This is a genomic window from Streptomyces sp. NPDC104307, assembly GCF_055584045.1.
Window position 1 is genome coordinate 700,467 of record NZ_JBVJMU010000002.1, and the last position, 15,850, is coordinate 716,316.

Annotated in this window: 9 protein-coding genes; 5 read left to right on the forward strand and 4 right to left on the reverse strand. The window is 71.9% G+C overall.

All coding sequences use genetic code 11. The features are described 5' to 3' along the window. Positions 1-57: 57 nt before the first annotated feature. Positions 58-1,692, reverse strand: coding sequence for a serine/threonine-protein kinase (locus ACZ601_RS09840; RefSeq protein WP_469535163.1), 1,635 nt, complete (start codon positions 1,690-1,692; stop codon positions 58-60). A gap of 499 nt (positions 1,693-2,191) precedes the next feature. On the opposite strand from ACZ601_RS09840, the gene ACZ601_RS09845 reads away from it, so the two are divergent. The 5 genes from ACZ601_RS09845 to ACZ601_RS09865 all read left to right on the forward strand — a co-directional run bounded on the left by ACZ601_RS09845 (position 2,192) and on the right by ACZ601_RS09865 (position 12,206). Beyond that, positions 2,192-5,740, forward strand: a complete 3,549-nt coding sequence (locus ACZ601_RS09845) for an FHA domain-containing protein (RefSeq protein WP_469535166.1) — start codon at positions 2,192-2,194, stop codon at positions 5,738-5,740. A 226-nt stretch (positions 5,741-5,966) separates the two neighbouring features. Then, on the forward strand, positions 5,967-7,337 hold the full coding sequence (locus ACZ601_RS09850) for an ABC transporter substrate-binding protein (RefSeq protein WP_469535169.1): 1,371 nt from the start codon (positions 5,967-5,969) through the stop codon (positions 7,335-7,337). 4 nt (positions 7,338-7,341) lie between these two features. Further along, positions 7,342-8,766: a carbohydrate ABC transporter permease gene (locus ACZ601_RS09855; RefSeq protein ID WP_469535172.1), complete on the forward strand. Its 1,425-nt coding sequence runs from the start codon at positions 7,342-7,344 to the stop codon at positions 8,764-8,766. After that, the gene (locus ACZ601_RS09860; RefSeq protein WP_469535175.1) at positions 8,763-9,680 is read left to right on the forward strand and encodes a carbohydrate ABC transporter permease; all 918 of its coding nucleotides are present in this window, start codon (positions 8,763-8,765) and stop codon (positions 9,678-9,680) included. The genes ACZ601_RS09855 and ACZ601_RS09860 overlap by 4 nt, the downstream gene beginning before the upstream one ends. Positions 9,681-10,034: 354 nt before the next feature. After that, the gene (locus tag ACZ601_RS09865) at positions 10,035-12,206 is read left to right on the forward strand and encodes a bifunctional glycosyltransferase/CDP-glycerol:glycerophosphate glycerophosphotransferase (protein WP_469535178.1); all 2,172 of its coding nucleotides are present in this window, start codon (positions 10,035-10,037) and stop codon (positions 12,204-12,206) included. Between the two features lie 71 nt (positions 12,207-12,277). Here ACZ601_RS09865 and ACZ601_RS09870 read toward each other — a convergent pair whose 3' ends face one another. The 3 genes from ACZ601_RS09870 to ACZ601_RS09880 form a co-directional block, all read right to left on the reverse strand. Further along, positions 12,278-12,652 carry a DMT family transporter gene (locus tag ACZ601_RS09870; protein ID WP_390092905.1) on the reverse strand — a complete coding sequence of 125 codons (375 nt, stop codon included), beginning with the start codon at positions 12,650-12,652 and terminating at the stop codon, positions 12,278-12,280. A gap of 70 nt (positions 12,653-12,722) precedes the next feature. After that, a complete protein-coding gene (locus ACZ601_RS09875) occupies positions 12,723-14,237 on the reverse strand; it encodes a methyltransferase domain-containing protein (RefSeq protein ID WP_440575709.1) in 1,515 nt (504 codons plus the stop codon). 214 nt (positions 14,238-14,451) lie between these two features. Further along, complete coding sequence (locus ACZ601_RS09880; protein WP_469535182.1) at positions 14,452-15,675, reverse strand: glycosyltransferase family 39 protein; 1,224 nt, start codon at positions 15,673-15,675, stop codon at positions 14,452-14,454. Between the last annotated feature and the right edge of the window lie 175 nt (positions 15,676-15,850).

Consider the following 15,850-nt stretch of genomic DNA (forward strand, 5'->3'; position numbering starts at 1 on the left):
TCGATATAGCTACAGAATTGACGGGGCGTCCAGCCGGACCGGCGGCGCCCCGCCCCGTCAGTTACCGCTGTCGCCGCCCAGCGCCGAGACCCAGTCGCTGATCTTGCCGGCGGCGTCACTGATCGCGTGCCAGTAGCTCTGACCCTGCCCGATCCAGTCCTTCAGCGGCGTGAGTTCCCAGATCAGCCAGCTCGCGACGACGAGAAGGACCAGCGTGAACAGGCAGCCCTTGAGGCAGCCGAGGCCGGGGATCTTCATCGGGTTGGCGCTGCGCTGCCTGGGCTCGCGGGGCGCGCGCTGAGCGGGCTGCTGGGGTTGCTGCGGCTGCTGAGGCGGCGCGTACTGCTGACGCTGCTGCTGGTACTGCTGCTGGGACTGGGGCTGGTACTGCTGCTGCGGGGGGTACTGCTGCTGCTGAGGCTGCTGCCGGTTCTGCGGCGGGTACTGCTGCTGGCGCGGCTGCTGTTGCTGCTGCTGGCGCTGGGGGCGGCGGCGCAGTGGGTCCTGGCTCGGGTCGAGGTACTGGACCTGCGTCTGGTCGTTGCGGTCGCGGGCGGCCTGGAGCTGGGACTGCCAGGGGTGCGGCCCGTCGGACCGCGGGGCGCCCTCGGGCTGCGCCGGGACGGGCGGCATGACCGCGGTCGGGTCTGCGTGGCCGCCGCCCTGGCCGGCGTTCTGCTGCATGACGCTGGTGGCCGCGTTCGGGTCGTACGAGCCGGCGTTGCTCGGCAGCACCTGCGTCGGGTCCGCCGCTCCGGGCGTCTCCGGGACGGCGGTGGGCGCCGGGTCGGGCGCCAGCAGGACGGCCACTCCGTCGGCGGCGGCGATCTGCGCCGAGTTCGCGTGCACGCCGATGCCGGCGGCGACGGTGCGCAGCGCGCGGGCCAGGTTCTCGGCACTGGGCCGCCGGTCCGGGTCCTTGCTCAGGCAGCGCTCTATGACGGTCCACAGGGGCGCGGGGACCGTGCTGGGGCGGCGGGGCTCCTCGCTGAGGTGGCGCTGCAGGACTTCGAGCGCGGTGCCCCCGGCGAACGGCGGACGGCCGGTGAGCAGCTCGTACAGCAGGATTCCGGCGCCGTAGATGTCGACGGCGGAGGTCTGCGGGCGGCCCTCGGCCGACTCGGGCGCCACATAGGCCGGCGTGCCGACGAACTCGTGGGTCCGGGTCAGCCCCGGGGAGTCCGCGAGCCGGGCGATGCCGAAGTCGGTGAGCATCGGGTGCATCTGGCCGTCGCGCTCGGAGACCAGCACGTTGGCGGGCTTCAGGTCGCGGTGGACGACGCCGTCGGCGTGGCTGGCGGCGAGCGCGTCCGCGATCTGCGCGGTGAGCAGCGAGGCGGCGACCGGGGTGAGCGGGCCGTTGTCGCGCAGGTAGTGGTGCAGGTCGGGGCCGTCGACCAGGTCCATCACCAGGGCGAGGAGGTCTCCCTCCACGACCAGGTCCCGGGTGCGCACGATGTTCTCGTGGGTGAGCCGCAGCAGCACGGAGCGCTCGCGCAGGAACCGCATCACGACGTCCGCGTCGTTGGCGAGCTCCTCCTTGAGGACCTTGATCGCGACGAGCTCGCCGGGCTGGCCGGTGACGGCCGCCTCCGCGCCCGCGGCCTCGCGCTGGCGGGCACGCCAGACGGTGCCCGTGGCGCCGCGTCCCAGCGGCTCTTCGAGCAGGTACTTGCTGCCTACCGGCCGCACGTCATGCGCTCCCTGCTGATCGTGGTGCTTGCGGTCCCCCGGATTCCCTCCAGGAGTTTCCGGCCCACTCTAGAGCCTGTCCGGGGGTGGGTGACCGGCTCCGTCCGGTTGCCGCTTTGTCCGGAATTCCTTGAGGGGGCGGGTCTCGGCGCCCCGGGGTGCACCGGTTGCGGAGGAAGACGCCCACTTCGTACGGATGGTTGCCGCACCGGGGGGCGCGCGATGTCTCCGGGCGCCGGAGCGGGCCGTATCGGCCGCGCCGGGAACGGGCCAAGCAGCACTTTTGTGCGCACAGCAGACGTTTCAAGATCACTTAGCGGTGACCCCCGGGCGTGTTGTCAGTGGCAGGTGCGAGGATGCCTCCAGCACGGAACTGTGGGGTCGCGAACCCTGCGGTACGTGACGAACCTGTACCGGACGACGCGTCCGTGCCGGGTGGGGGGAATCACAGGGCGTTTCCCCTGCCGGGCACCCCGCGCAGAAGGGACCGCTGACGGCGATGCAGATCCGGCTGACCGTCCTCGCGCCGCGCAGCGGCCAGACCCCGGCGCGCGCCTGCGATGTGCTGGTCACCGCCCCCGTGGGGACGGCGCTGGCCACCGTGGCGTCCGGCCTGGCCGCGGCCGTCTCCGGGCCCGACGGCTCCCTCGGCAGCGGAGCGGTGGTGCTGTTCGCCGGGCGGGAGCGGCTCGACGCGCAGCGCAGCGCCCTCGGTGAGCCGCCCCTGGTCGACGGGGCGGTGCTCTCGCTCCAGGTCCCGGGCGAGGACGAGTCGACGGACGAGACCGTTCCGGCGCGGCTGCACGTGGTCGCCGGGCCGGACGCGGGCGGGGTCCACCTGCTGCACGGCGGGCAGATCCGGATCGGGCGCTCGGCCGAGGCCGATGTGCCGCTCGACGACCCGGACGTCTCGCGGCTGCACTGCGCGGTGACCGTCTCGGAGGGCGGCCGGGTCTCGGTGGCCGACCTGGGCTCCACCAACGGCACCTCGCTGGACGGCGCGGAGGTCCGCGACCGGCCGGTCCTGCTGCAGCCCGGTGCGCTGCTGCGGCTGGGCGAGTCGACGCTCCGGCTGACCTCGGGGGCGCGTACGCCGACGCTGGCGACGGCGCCGGACGGCGAGGGACATCTGCGGGTGGCCGTTGCCCCGGCCGACCCCGGCCCCGGTCATGCCGCCCCCGGCGACGGCCCCGGTCACGGGGACGGCTCCGCCCACGCGTACAGCACGCCCCCCGGGCCCGGCGCCGACGACGAAGCCGCCTTCCCCGGACACGAGCGCGAGCATGAACACGGCCACGGCCACGGGTCCGGCCACGAACACAGCGCGGACGATGACGGGCGCGGACGGTCCCAGGCCCGGCCCCGGCCCGCCTCAGGGCTCCCGGGCCGCCATCCGGACGAGGAGGCTCCCCGGCGCGGCATAGGCGCCTGGGCCCGCCGGCTCGCGGGCGGCAAGGGCGATCCGGTGCACGAGAGCGCGCCCGACGAGACGCCCGCACCGGTCCCGGCCCCCGCCACCTTCACCGCGCTGCCCACCGCTCCGGAGGGCACCTGGCCCGATCCGGCCGCCGTACTGCTGACCGCCCTCGGCCCCGGCCCCCGGCTGTGGGAGCGCGACACGGCGCATCCGGAGGCGCTGGTGGTCCGGCTGGGCACCACAGAGCGGGCCGAGCTGCCGGCCGTGCCGGTGACCGTGGGGCTGCGGGAGGCGGGCTCACTGGGGCTCGCCGGACCACGGGACCGGCTGTCCGGGCTCGCCCGCTCGGCCGTCGCGCAGCTCGCCGCCCTGCACTCCCCCGCCGATCTGGAGATCGTGCTGATCAGCACGGACCGGGCGCGCGGGCTCGACGAGCGCAGGCGCGAGTGGTCCTGGCTCGGCTGGCTGCCGCATCTGCGCCCGATGCACGGCCAGGACTGCCGGCTGCTGCTCGCGTACGACCGTGAGCAGGCCGACGCCCGGACCACGGAGCTGGTGCGCCGGCTGGACGACGGGCCGCTGGGCCCCGGCTGGGCGAGCCTGGACCGCGCGACGGTCGCCGAGGCCGCCCGGCACTACGAGGGTCCGCTCACCGTGGTGATCGTGGACGGCGACCCCGGCTCCTCCGCACTGCGTGAGAGCACCGCCCGGCTGGCCTCCGCGGGCGCGGCGGCGGGCATCCACCTGATCTGCCTGGCCGAGACCCCGGCCGCCACCCCCACCTCCCCGGTCGCGGCGACGTACGAAGCGGCGTGCCACGCCTCCATAGCGTTCCGGGAGTGCGGGGCCGTGGCGATGCTCAGCGGTGACGTGGCGACGGCCCTGCGGCTGCTGCGCACGGCGGGCGGCCGGGCGGCGGGCCACGGCACGGTCGCCACGGTGGACGCGGTCTCCGCGCACTGGGCGCAACGATTCGGCCGCGCGCTGGCCCCGCTGCGCGCGGAGGGCCTGTCGGGGCTGCCGGGCCGGCCCGCCGCGGTGGCGCTCCCGCCCTCCGCCCGCCTCCTGGACGAACTGGGCCTGGCCCGCGCCACCCCGGCCTCCCTGATGGCCCGCTGGGCCTCGACGGCGGACGACCAGCCGGGCGCGACGGTGCGCGGCTCCGGAAACTGGACGGGCGCCCGCGTGGGCGCCCAGCGCACGAGCCCCGAATCAGCCCGCACGGACGGCCCCGGCTCGGGCCGCACCCCGTACCCGGACCGGTCCGGCGCGTACGAGAGCAGCACCTCGGGCCGCACCCCGTACCCGGACCGCTCCGGCACGTACGGCACCAGCACCTCCGGCCGCACGCCGTACCCCCGGACCGGGGCCGGGGAGTCGCAGAGTTCCCGCACCCTGCCCGGCTCCGACACGCGCGGCTCCGACACCCGAGGCTGGGACGGGTCCGCGGATGTGCGGGACAGCGACAGCCTGCGGTCCGCCGGTTCCGGGCGCTCCTCCGGCCGGGTCTGCGGGCCGCGTCAAGGCGACACCCCCCGGATCGCCGGCCCGGACACCGGTTCGCGCCCGGCGGCCCGTTCCGACGAGGGCGCCGCGTTCGCCGGGCGCCCCGTCGTGGTGCTCGGGGCCGGTCCCCGGGGCCCGGTGAGCGTGGATCTCGCCGACGAGGGGCCGCACCTCCTCATCGAGGGGCCCGGCGGCAGCGGGCGCACCGAGCTGCTGAGAGCCGTCGCCGCGTCGCTGGCGGCCGCCGCCCGGCCCGACCGGCTCGGCATCCTGCTGGTCGACGGCGCCGGCGGCGAGCGCGGCGAGAGCCTGCGCCCCTGCACCGAACTCCCGCACGCGTTCACGCACTTGGTGGCTTCGGATCCGGTCAGGATGCGGGAGTTCGCGCAGGCGCTGGGCGCCGAGGTGAAGCGGCGGGCCGAGCTGCTCGGCGGGCTCGACTTCACCGAGTGGCACAGCCGGTCGGACGCGGCACGGCGTACGGGCCAGCGGCCGCCCGGCATGCCCGGCGGAGGGCACGGCGACGTCGACTCCCAGATGAGCGGCACCCTGCAGCTGCGGCCGATGGCCCGGCCGCCGGAGCCGGGTCCGTCACCGCTGCCCAGGCTCGTCGTGCTGGTGGACGACTTCGACGCGCTGATCGCCCCCGCCCTCGGCAGTCCGGGCCGGCCGGCCGCCGGTTCGGTCGTCAGGGCGCTGGAGACCGTGGCCAGGGAGGGCGGCCGGCTCGGCGTCCACCTGGTCGCGACGTCCGCACGGCCGGACCGTACACAGGACACCGACCTGGCGCACGGGGCCCGGCTGCGGGTCGTGCTCGATCCGCCCGTCGTGCCGCCGTCGCCGGACGGTCCGGCGCCGGGCCGGGGCCGGCTGGGGCATCCGGACGGGCGGGTGACGCCGTTCCAGGGCGGCCGGGTCACGGGCCGCATTCCGCGTACGGCGACGCTGCGGCCCACGGTCGTACCGCTGGAGTGGGAGCGGATGGGCGACCCGCCGACCCGCCGCCCGGTGCGCGAACTGGGCAACGGGCCGACCGACCTGGCGCTGCTGGCCAGCGCGCTGGAGCGGGCCGCGCGTTCGGTCAACGCCGAGCCGCTGGCACCGCTCGCGCCCGCTCACCCCTGAGGGCGACCGGCCCTCGGTACGGCCCGGTCGTCCCCAATCTCCGTATACCGTCACTGACTTGACGTCACGAGCCCACAACGATCATCGAGTTGGGCCCGATTCCGGTATTGCGGCACCCGGGTGCCGGGCGTAGGACTGTGCGCACACGACCAAGTGAAGAATGACCGGAACCGTCGGAGTCCGGCGGTTCCGATCGGTGCACGCGCACAGGAGAGACGGGGCAGGGATGCGCACAACGCTTCGGATTCGCAGGGCCGCCATGGTCTTCACAGCCATCGGAGCACTGGCCCTCACCGGCTGCGGCGACGACGGTGACGGCGGAAAGGGCAAGGCCGACGGGGGCGGCTCCGAAGGGGGCAAGGACAGCGCGTCGAGCGTCGCCCTGCCGAAACTGGACGGCGAGAAGATCTCCGTAGCGGCGGTCTGGACCGGCCCGGAACAGGCCAACTTCGTCAAGGTCCTGAAGGAGTTCGAGAAGCGCACGGGGGCGACGGTCACCTTCGTCCCGGCGCAGGACCCGATCGTCAACTTCCTCGGTACGAAGATCGCGGGCGGCCAGCCGCCGGACGTCGCGATGATCCCGCAGGTCGGCGCGATCCAGCAGGCCGTCGCGAAGAAGTGGGCGAAGCCCGCCGGGGACGCGGCGAAGGCCCAGCTGACCAAGAACTACTCCAAGGTCTGGCAGGACCTGGGCTCCGTGGACGGCACCCAGTACGGGGTGTACTTCAAGGCCGCCAACAAGTCGCTGATCTGGTACAACGCCAAGGCGTTCGAGAACGCCGGGGCGACGGAGGCGAAGACCTGGAAGGACTTCCTGGCCACCGCGGAGACGGTGTCAGCCTCGGGTGTCACCCCGGTCTCGGTCGCCGGTGCGGACGGCTGGACGCTCACCGACTGGTTCGAGAACATCTACCTCTCCCAGGCCGGCCCGGAGAAGTACGACCAGCTGGCCCAGCACAAGATCAAGTGGACGGACCCGTCCGTCAAGGACGCGCTGACCACCCTCGGGCAGCTCTTCGGCAAGCCCTCCCTGATCGCGGGCGGCGCCGACGGCGCGCTCCAGACGGAGTTCCCGGCGTCGGTCACCCAGACCTTCACCGGCGGTGACCAGCCCAAGGGCGCGATGGTCTTCGAGGCCGACTTCGTCGGCGTCAACATCCAGCAGACCAAGGCCAAGATCGGTACGGATGCCAAGGTGTTCCCGTTCCCCGCGGTCGGCGCCGAGTCGCCCGTGGTGACCGGCGGGGACGCGGCGGTGGCGCTGAAGGACACCAAGGGCGCCCAGGCCCTGCTGACCTGGCTGGCCTCCGCCGATGCCGCGAAGATCGCGGCCGAGCAGGGCGGGTTCATCTCGCCCAACAAGTCCATGGACGTGGCCGCCTACCCCAACGAGGTGCAGCGCACGATCGCGAAGGCGCTGATCGCGGCCGGTGACGCCGTCCGGTTCGACATGTCCGACCAGGCCCCGCAGTCGTTCGGCGGGACGCCCGGCAAGGGTGAGTGGAAGAGCCTCCAGGACTTCCTCAAGAACCCGAAGGACATCGCGGGGACCCAGGCCAAACTGGAGTCCGACGCGGCCAAGGCGTACAAGAGCTGACGGGATGACGACAGCCGCAGCGGGGGGCGCCGACGAGGCGCCCTCCGCCGACACCGGATCCCGCGGCGGGACCTCGGTACCCGCCCCCAGAAGGCCCGGGGACGGGCAGCCGCCCCTCCGCCGGGTGCCCAGCCGCAAGAGCGTGACCGGTACCCGCAGGGTCATCGCGGCGCTCTTTCTGCTGCCCGCTCTGGTCCTGCTCGGCGCGCTCGTGGTCTACCCGATCGGGTACTCCGTCTACCGGTCGTTCTTCGACCAGTCGGGGACCGGATTCGCCGGGCTCGACAACTACAAGGCGCTGTTCTCCGACGACACCATCCGTACCGCGATCAAGAACAACGCGATCTGGGTCGTCCTCGCACCGACCGTCTCCACCGTGCTCGGCCTGATCTTCGCCGTGCTGACCGAACGGATCCGCTGGGGAACGGCGTTCAAGCTGATCGTCTTCATGCCGATGGCGATCTCGATGCTCGCCGCGGGCATCATCTTCCGGCTGGTGTACGACCAGGCGCCGGAGCGCGGCATCGCCAACGCCGTGGCAGTGGGCGTGCACGACACGTTCTCCGGCTCGACCGGGTTCCCCAAGGCGCATCCGCTGCCCGTCCACCCGCTCAAGGCGGCCGACGGCGGGTCCTTCGTGACCAAGGCGCCGGTCCGGGCCGGGGAACCGGTCCAGCTGCCCCTGGTCGGGGTGGCGCCCGCGAAGATGCCCGGCGACGCGAAGCCCGCGCGGACCCCCGCGAAGGCTGACGGCGGGCAGATCACCGGCACCGCCTGGCTGGACTTCACCAAGGGCGGCGGCGGAAAGCCCAACGTCATCGACCCCTCGGAGCTCGGTCTCAAGGGCATCAAGGTCGAGGCCGTCAAGGGCGGCGAGGTGGTCGCCTCTGCCACCGCGGCCGCCGACGGCACGTTCACCCTGCCCGCGGCGGCGGACGGCGCCGAACTCCGGCTCCCCGCCTCCAACTTCAGGGAGCCGTACAACGGCGTCGACTGGCTCGGGCCGAGCCTCGTGACGCCCGGCATCATCGGCAGCTACGTATGGATGTGGGCGGGCTTCGCCATGGTGCTGATCGCGGCAGGCCTGGCGGGTCTGCCGCGCGAACTCCTCGAAGCGGCCCGGGTCGACGGGGCGAACGAGTGGCAGGTGTTCCGCCGGATCACGGTGCCGATGCTCGCCCCGGTCCTCGCGGTGGTCCTGGTGACGCTGATGATCAACGTCCTGAAGGTCTTCGACCTGGTCTTCATCATCGCGCCGGGCTCCTCCCAGGACGACGCGAACGTGCTGGCGCTCCAGCTCTACCGGTCCTCGTTCGGCACGGACGCGGACCTGGGGATCGGCAGCGCCATCGCCGTGCTCCTGCTGCTGCTGGTGGTTCCGGTGATGCTCTTCAACATCAGGCGGATACGTAAGGAGGGGCGCCGATGACGGCACCCACGGCCACGGCCGCCGGGGCAGGCGGGGCCCCGGACACCGGCACGGCGAAGGCCGGGCGGTCGCTCGCCGCCCGGATCGCGGCACGGGCCGGCGGCGGCGTCATGCGGGTCGTCCTGATCCTGGTGGCCCTGTTCTGGCTGATGCCCACCATCGGGCTGTTCCTGTCCTCGCTGCGCAGTGCGGACAAGATCGCGGCCACCGGCTGGTGGAAGATCTTCACCACCCCGTCCGAGCTGACCTTCGACAACTACTCGCGGCTGCTGGACAATTCGACGATCACCGACTCGCTGTTCAGTACGGTGATGATCACCGTCCCGTCGACCGTTCTGGTCGTGGTGATCGGCTCGCTCGCCGGATACGCCTTCGCCTGGATGGAGTTCCCGGGCCGCGACTGGTGGTTCCTGGTCGTGGTGGGGCTGTTGGTGGTCCCGGTACAGGTGGCGCTGATCCCGGTCTCCAAGCTCTTCGGCACGGTCGGCATCTTCGAGACGACCTTCGGCGTGATCATCTTCCACACCGCCTTCGGACTGCCGTTCGCCATCTTCCTGTTGCGTAACTTCTTCGCGGAGATCCCGCGAGAACTGCTGGAGGCGGCACGGCTCGACGGGGCGGGCGAGATCCGGCTCTTCACCCGGGTCGTGATGCCGCTGGGCGGTCCGGCGATCGCCTCGCTCGGAATCTTCCAGTTCCTCTGGGTGTGGAACGACATGCTGGTCGCGCTGATCTTCGCGGACTCCGACTCGCCGCCGATCACGGTCGCACTCCAGCAGCAGGTACGGCAGTTCGGCAACAACATCGATGTGCTGGCGCCCGGCGCCTTCGTCTCGATGGTGATTCCGCTCGCGGTGTTCTTCGCCTTCCAGCGCCAGTTCGTCTCCGGCGTCATGGCGGGCGCGGTCAAGTAGCCACCGGCGCGAACCACGCCCTGGCGGGGCGTGCACGTCGTCAACGCGGGGCAGTCCGATAGTCACCATGGGCTGCCCCGTACGCGTGTCCGGGAGCCTCGCCTCCCCGGGGCGCGCGGACCGGGAACAGCACGCCCCGCGCGCCCCGCGATGTCCAAGGTTCACTCAAGGGTGTGCGTAGTATGACAAGTGGGGCCTTCATCAGCCGCGCGGCCGACCTCCGCGGCCGCCCCCGCGGGGCCCCACCCTTCCCCTCCCCCGCTGTCGCACGTTGCCAGTCCCCTGCCCGTTCTGCTGGGCACTCCGCAGTAATCTGTCTGCGCCCCAGTACGCACAGTCCGAGAAAGAGTCTGTATGCCCCGGCTGAGTGTCATCATCCCCGTCCGCCGCGCCCGAGGAAGCCTGCGCGAGTGCCTGGAATCGGTGCTCTCGCAGTCCTTCACGGACATCGAGGTGATCGGCGTGGAAGACGGCGCTCCGGACGGCTCCGGGCTCGTGCTGGACGAGTTCGCCGCGCTCGACAGCCGGGTCCGGGCCATCCACCTGCCTGCGGGCGTGGGAGCCCACGGCCGGCGCGACGCCGGTGCCGGGCAGGCCACCGGGGACTACCTCCTGTTCCTGGAGGGTCACTACATCTACCTGCCGAACGCGCTGCGGGAGATCGTGGACCGGCTGGACGCCACCGGCGACCCCGATGTGCTGGTCTTCGGCCACCGCAAGCGCCCGTTCCGGGGCAAGACCCGGACGACCCGGTCGCTGGAGCTGCTGAGCGGCATGCCGGCGGGCCCGCACACCCTGGCCGAGCGCAAGGACCTCCTGGACATCGCGCCCGTCTCCTGGAACCGGGCGGTCCGCCGCACCGTCGCCGAGCGCGAGAGCCTGTCCTTCGGCCCCGGCCCGCACGGTGAGCGCATGTACGCGCTCCTGACGCTCGCCGTCGCCGGCTCCGTCGCCACCCTGGGCACCGCCTGCGTCGAGCACCGCCAGCAGCGCTACCTGCCCGGCCTGGCGGATGAGGCGGAGCCCACCGCCGGCACGACGCCGCTGGAGCTGATCGACGCGTACGGGGAGCTGATGACCTCCGTCGAGGCGCGCCCGGCCCTGAGCCCCGTACGCGGACTGCTCTTCGACCGCGCCGTCCAGGAGCTGCTGTCCGCGTACCCGACGGTGACCAAGCGCCGCAGGCAGTACGTGAGCGCCGTCGCCGCGTTCCACAGCGCCCACCGCCCCGACGGCTTCACGTTCCCGGGCGGCGCGAAGGGGCTCCGGCCGCAGCTGATGAGCGGCGGGAAGTACGCCGCGCTCGGCGCCCTGGACACGGCCCTGGCCACCCGCCGCGGCCTGCGCTCGGCGCCCTCCACGGCACGGGCCAAGGCGAAGAAGTCGTTCACCGCGCGCTACTACAAGGCGCAGCGCAGGCTTCCGCTGGACCCGAAGCTCGCCGTCTACGCGGCCTACTGGAACCGCGGCGTGAGCTGCAACCCCGAGGCGATCTACCGCAAGGCCCAGGAGCTGGCCCCCGATGTGCACGGGGTCTGGGTGGTGTCGAAGAACCAGGTGGACTCGCTGCCGAAGGGCATCGACTACGTGGTGCCCGGCACCCGCCGCTACTGGTCGGTGCTGGCCCGTGCCACGTACTTCTTCAACAACGTCAACTTCGCGGACCACCTGGTCAAGCGCCCGGGTCAGATCCACGTGATGACCCACCACGGCACCCCGCTCAAGATCATGGGGATGGACCAGCAGAACTATCCGGCGGCCGCCCAGGGGCTCAACTTCGACCGGCTGCTCAAGCGGGTCGACCGCTGGGACTGGAGCGTCTCCGCCAACCCGCACTCGACCGAGGTGTGGTCCCGCGCCTACCCGAGCGCCGCGCGTTCGCTGGAGACCGGCTACCCGCGCAACGACGTCTTCGCGACGGCGACGCGGGAGCAGATCGAGACGATCCGCGAGGGCCTCGGCATCCGCCCGGGGCAGCGCGCCCTGCTGTACGCGCCCACCCACCGCGACTACGAGGCGGGCTTCACCAGCCGTCTCGACCTGGCGCGGTTCTGCGCGGCCGTGGGCCCGGACACCGTGGTGATGGTGCGCGCGCACTACTTCTACGGCGGCGCCGGCCTCCCGGAGATGCCGCAGATCATCGACGTCAGCGACCACCCCCGGATCGAGGACCTCTGCCTCGCCGCCGACGCGCTGATCACGGACTACTCGTCGGTGATGTTCGACTACGCGCACCTGAACCGCCCGATCGTGGTGCACGCCCCGGACTGGGAGACGTACCGCACAGTCCGCGGTGTCGTCTTCGACCTGCTGTCCGGCAAGCCCGGCGAGACCCCGGGCGCCGTCGCGACGACCACGGACGAGCTGGCGCGGGCGTTCACCGACGGCGGCTGGAACAGCCCGGCGAACGAGGCGCTGCTGAAGGCGTTCCGCGAGCGGTTCTGCCCGTACGACGACGGCCGCGCCGCCGAGCGCGTGGTGCGCCGCGTCATCCTGGGCGAGGAGCCCGCGCCCGGCACGGCCTGACCCGCCCCGGATCGTAAGGGCCCGCCACCGGAGCGTTCCGGTGGCGGGCCCTTCGGCATGCACGGGCGGGCTCAGCGCTGCTGGCCCGCCATGACCGTGGCGAGGCCGACGACCACGAGCGCGGAGCCGCCCCAGGTCCACACCGAGGTCCGCTCGTGCAGCACGGTCGCCCCGGCGCCCACGATCAGGAGGTAGCCGAGCGCGTTGAACGGGTACGCGATGGAGAGCGGCACCTTGGCCAGGGTGGACATCCAGGCGAGGGCGGAGACCGCGAAGATCACCAGGCCGACGACCACCCAGGGGCTGGTGGCGGCCCGCAGGGCGACGGAGCCACCGTGCTCCCCGGCGGCGGCCGCGGCGCCCTTCATCCCGTGTTTGAGCATGATCTGGCCGCCCGCCGACGAGAACACGGCGAACAGCAGCAGCATCAGACTGGGAAGGGACAAGACCTTGCTCCTGACGGCGGCGGCCGGGTTCTCGGACGCGTGGGCTGCGGTGGGCGGGGGGATGGTCGCCTCAGACGCCGACCCGGTCGGCGGGGACGTACTGTCGGTTGAGGATGTCCTGAACATCGACGTGCTCTCCAGCGATGATCGTCTCGGCCGCATGCGGGGTGAGCAGTGCGACGTGCTGATAGCCGAACAGCGTCGGCCGGATCCGGGTCAGCAGCCTCGAAAGACCGCCGAGTACCGCCGCGAGCGGGCCGCGCCCGAGCAGTGACCAGAACGGCGCCCCCGTAGAGGCGATGTCCAGGACGTCATAGCCCGCGGCGCGTACCGTGCGGCGCAGGCTGGCCCGGGTGAAGAAGCGCAGATGCGTTTCGTCGAGGATGCCCCGGCGGTCGTAGTCGAAGGCGCCGATCGCGACCCGCATCCGTGAGTACCAGTGGCTGAAGTTCGGCACGGACAGCAGCACCTGGCCGCCGGGCCTGAGCACGGTGGCGACCTCGGTGAGCACTCGTTCCGGGCGGGAGAGGTGCTCGATGACGTCTCCGGCGACGACGTAGTCGAAGTCGGTGCCGACCTCGGGCGGCAGCCCCTCCTCCAGGTTGGCGAGGTGGAAGTACGTGCACTTCTCGCGCACTCCGGGCACCTCGACGAAGTCCACCCCGGTCACCTCGTGGCCGAGTGCCTCAAGGCGCTGTGCGAACAGGCCGCCGGAGCAGCCGAGGTCCAGGACCCGGCCGGGGGGCAGCTTGCGCATCTTCTCCAGGATGACCGCGTGCGAGGAGCCGTCGCCCTCCTTGAAGGCGTACTCGACGGGCTTCGGGATCCAGGCGCAGGTGCCGAACCCCTTGACCGCCAGGCGGTATTCGAGAACGTCCTTGACGACGTCCTTGGCGTACTTCATGCCGTTGACGTAGCAGATCTCGTCGCCGTAGTACGTGGGCACGGGGATCTCCTTGATCCGCATTCCCGCGTCGAACAGCTGGACGATGATCTGGGTGTCGAAGTCGAAGGCGTCGGTGTTCCGGTCGACCGGCAGCTTCTTGAGGGCCTCGACGCTGTAGGCGCGGTATCCGGAGTGGAATTCGGTCAGCCGCGATCCGAGGAGGCCGTTCTCCAGCCGGGTGAGAATGCGGTTGCCGAGCCATTTGTAGAGCGGCATACCGCCCTTGAGTGCGTTCCCGGACTTCATCATCCGGGACCCGAACACCGCCTCGCACTCGCCGCGTTCGATGGGTGCGACCATTTCGGGGAGCAGTTCCGGGGCGTACTGTCCGTCGCCGTGCAGGAGCACGATGATGTCCAGTCCGTGTGCGGCCGCCAGTGCGTATCCGGCTTTCTGGTTTCCGCCGTATCCGAGGTTCTTGGTGTGCCGCATCACCACGGTGCGCGGCATTCCCTCCGCCTGCGACCAGCGGCAGCCTGCGGTGAAGGTCGCGTCGTGACTGGCATCGTCGAGAATGAGAATCTCGTCGACCCTGGACCGGAAATCCTCCGGAATTCGGTCGAGGGTCTTCTCCAGCGTTGTCTCCGCGTTGTACGCGACCACCAGGATGCCGATCCTGGGACTCGGGCTTTCCTTCACGGGGCGTTCTCCAGTTGCGCTCGGTGCTCGTTGCTGGGGTAGGGAACAGGTCGGTGAGGGGGCTGTGGCCCCGGTGTGCGCGGTCAGTTGACGGCGGTACCGGAACGCTGCGACGTACGGGGGCCGGCGAGCGGCGGGCAGGCGACGGGGGGTGTGTCCGGCCTAGGGCCTGTCGTCGAACTGCCGTCGTTGCCCGAAGGGCGGCCGGGCGGCGTCAGGTGCGTGCTCTCGGCGTGCCGGCCCCAGGCCCCTGTACTGGACGTACTGGGGGTCTGGGGCCGGTGCGGTGAGAGTGCGTGCATGGCGTCGCGCGGCAGACGGCAGTTTGACGACAGGCCCTAGTGGCGAGGATGTGGCGGACGCCGGTGGCCAGGCCGGCCGCGAGGACGATCCATCCGGCGGCGCCCAGCTCCAGCACCGGCTCGCTCCAGCGCACCGCGGAGCGCCCGCTGTAGCCGAGGACGGCCGTCAGCCCGGCCACACAGCTGTACGCGAGCCCTTCCCACCACCCGAGAACGAACGTTCCGGCGGCCGCCCAGGTCAGGTACTGGAGGCCGGAGGCGGTGGACAGGAGCAGCAGCAGGCCCAGCGTGACGGCGACGACCCCGGGCAGCTGCGCGGGCCGCAGCCACGCCAGCCAGACCCCGGCGGCCACGCAGACCAGCACGAAGAGGAAGTGGCCGCCGCCCTGCATGAAGGTGATGACGGACTCCGGCAGCCCGAGTACGTCGGCGAACCGGACGAGCCCCCAGAGCCGGTAGCCGCTGCCCGCGTACTCCAGGACGTTCTCCTTGAGTTGCAGCGGCACGGTCACCAGGACCGGCCCCCAGACCAGCGCGAACAGTGCGCCGAATCCGGCGGCGAAGCGGAGCAGCACCGGCCGGCCGCCGCGCAGCGCGGCGACGAACAGCGCCGGGATCACCACCACCGGGACGAACTTGACGCTGATCGAGAGCGCCGCGGCCACCCCGGCGGCCAGTGGTGACTTCCGGTCGGCCAGCAGATGGGCCGCGGCCAGCGCGAACGCGATGGCGACGGCGTCGGTATTGCCGTGATAGCCGGAGGTGGCGATCAGTACCGGGCTGAGGGCTACTCCGATACCGCACAGCACCGCCGTCTTCTGCGCGGCCCGCCGCCGGACGATCTCGAACACGAGAATCGCGCAGCAGAAATCCGCGAGGGAGGCGGGTGAACGGATGAGCGTGGCGAACGACATTCCGAGTTCGGAAAGACCGTTCAGACCGAGCAGCATCCAGCCGGCCAGGGGCGGGTGGTTGTAGACGGGCAGTCCGGGCAGCGGGTGCTCGTAGATCCGGATGGGGCCGTACACGGTGACCGCCTTGGCGAATCCCGCGAAGATGCGCACGTCGGCCGGGCCCGGCGAATTCGCCGCGATGACCATGCGAGTCAGCAGGCCGACGGCCGCGGCAATGAGCACTACGGCTCTTGCGCGTCGCACGTCCCAGGATTCGCACCGCATTCGGATACCCATGAAAACAGAACGTAGCAACCCGGCGACGCTATGCAACGCACCGATGAGCACACTATTACGGCGCACGGCTCGAATGCACCGCGCGCCGGTGCAAACACCGGAAACGCCGAATCACCCGAAC

Excerpts from the sequence above, each read along its gene's own strand:
- ACZ601_RS09855 (WP_469535172.1), top strand. The coding sequence starts at position 7,342 with ATGACGACAGCCGCAGCGGGGGGCGCCGACGAGGCGCCCTCCGCCGAC.
- ACZ601_RS09850 (WP_469535169.1), top strand. The coding sequence starts at position 5,967 with ATGCGCACAACGCTTCGGATTCGCAGGGCCGCCATGGTCTTCACAGCC.
- ACZ601_RS09845 (WP_469535166.1), top strand. The coding sequence starts at position 2,192 with ATGCAGATCCGGCTGACCGTCCTCGCGCCGCGCAGCGGCCAGACCCCG.
- ACZ601_RS09860 (WP_469535175.1), top strand. The coding sequence starts at position 8,763 with ATGACGGCACCCACGGCCACGGCCGCCGGGGCAGGCGGGGCCCCGGAC.
- ACZ601_RS09865 (WP_469535178.1), top strand. The coding sequence starts at position 10,035 with ATGCCCCGGCTGAGTGTCATCATCCCCGTCCGCCGCGCCCGAGGAAGC.